Source organism: Frankia sp. CcWB2 (genome assembly GCF_977927585.1).
On the sequence record NZ_CDWRCM010000324.1, the window covers coordinates 1 to 1493 of the forward strand.

Sequence of the window (1493 nt, forward strand, 5' to 3'; positions counted from 1 at the left end):
GTCCCTATCTCGACTGGGACGACGCGCTCGACGACCTCGCCGCGGCGGCTGAGTAGGAGCCGCTCCTCGTCATCCTGGACGAGTTTCCCGAGATCGTCGCCACCTCATCCGAACTGCCCGGCGTCCTGCGGGCCTTCCTCGACCGAACAGCCGGCCGGACCAGGCTGCGGATGCTCGTGTGCGGGTCGGCCGTGCGGCACATGACCGCGCTGCAGGAGCAGCGGGCGCCCCTGTACGGCAGATTCGATCTGTCACTGTCGCTGCATCCGTTCCGTCCGCACGAGGCCGCACTCATGCTGCCCAGCCTGACGCCGTCCGACCGGGCGCTCGTCTACGGGTTGGTTGGCGGAGTTCCGTTGTATCTGTCGTGGTGGGACCAGGGCGCCAACCTGCTACGGCTGGCCTGCCGGCCCGGGGCGCCGCTGCTCACCGAGGGACAACTCGTGCTTGCCACCGAGGCGGAGCACGGTGAATACCCGGCGGCTGTGCTCCACGCGATCGCCGAGGGCCGCACCCAGTACAACGAGATCAAGGATTATATTCGGGCTGAACCGGCCCGTACGCTGGATCGGCTCGTCGAACTGCGGCTGGTCGAAAGGCTGATGCCCGTCACCGAACCAGCGCGCAGCCGTCGGCGCGTCTACCGGATCGCCGACAATTTCCTTGCTTTCTATCTCGGCGTGCTGTTTCGGTACCGCGCGGAGATCGAGCGTGGATTAGGGAAAGCACTGCTGCCAGTACTGATCGAGAGTCTGGACGGCCATCTCGGCAAACCGTGGGAGGAAGCGTTTCGCGAGCACCTACGCCGACTCGCGGTCGCCGGCGCGCTGGGCAGGGACATCGTCGCGGTCGGGCCTTATTGGAACGCGGGCGGGCAGAACAAGATCGATGCGGTCGTGCTCGCGGGCAGGGACCGACACCCGGTTCTGTTCGGCGAGGCGAAGTGGGCGCGCTCTATTGACGGTCGACGGATCTCCAGCCGGCTCCTGGAAAAGGCTCACGCTATTACATCGGCCGTTCCAGCAGCCTCGGACCGCCAGACAGACGACGGAGCTGCCGGCCCTGACAGTGGCGGGACCGAAGGCTCTGCCCGGGCACGCCTCGCGCTGTGCGCTCGCGAGGAGATCCGTAACGCGCCGCCAGGATGTCTCACCGTCACTGCCGCCGACATCTTCGATTAGCAATATCCACCCGAGCCGCGCATGAGCTCTCTCATCGAGACTTGGCTGGAGTACGCCGCCTGGGCCCCCACGGACACGAGGAGACGGACTCACGCTGCCCGACCTGGCGCGGGCACGGTGAGCAGGTAGCCGTAGATCTCCTGGTAGACGGTGTCGGGATGCGTGGAGCGCAGGACCCCGTCCCGGGCCGCGCAGGTAGGTCTTGATCTGTTTGTTGCCGGTTTCCCGTTCCCATCTGTGGTGATATCCTCCGGCCAGGGCGGTCGCGGTGGCCTCCCGCGGGTCGAGGGGCTCACCCGCCCGGGCGGCGGT

General features: G+C 67.1%; 2 protein-coding genes. One reads left to right on the forward strand and one right to left on the reverse strand.

Going from position 1 to position 1493, the window contains the following annotated elements:
- Window positions 1-170: 170 nt before the first annotated feature.
- On the forward strand, window positions 171-1181 hold the full coding sequence (locus ACY45C_RS21160) for an ATP-binding protein (protein WP_462189303.1): 1011 nt from the start codon (window positions 171-173) through the stop codon (window positions 1179-1181).
- 89 nt (window positions 1182-1270) lie between these two features.
- On the opposite strand, the gene ACY45C_RS21165 is transcribed toward ACY45C_RS21160, so the two are convergent.
- The coding region (locus ACY45C_RS21165) for a hypothetical protein (RefSeq protein WP_462189305.1) at window positions 1271-1493 on the reverse strand (223 nt) is incomplete at its 5' end.

Coding starts and splice junctions, on each gene's coding strand:
- ACY45C_RS21160 (WP_462189303.1), top strand. CDS start 171: ATGCTCGTGTGCGGGTCGGCCGTGCGGCACATGACCGCGCTGCAGGAG.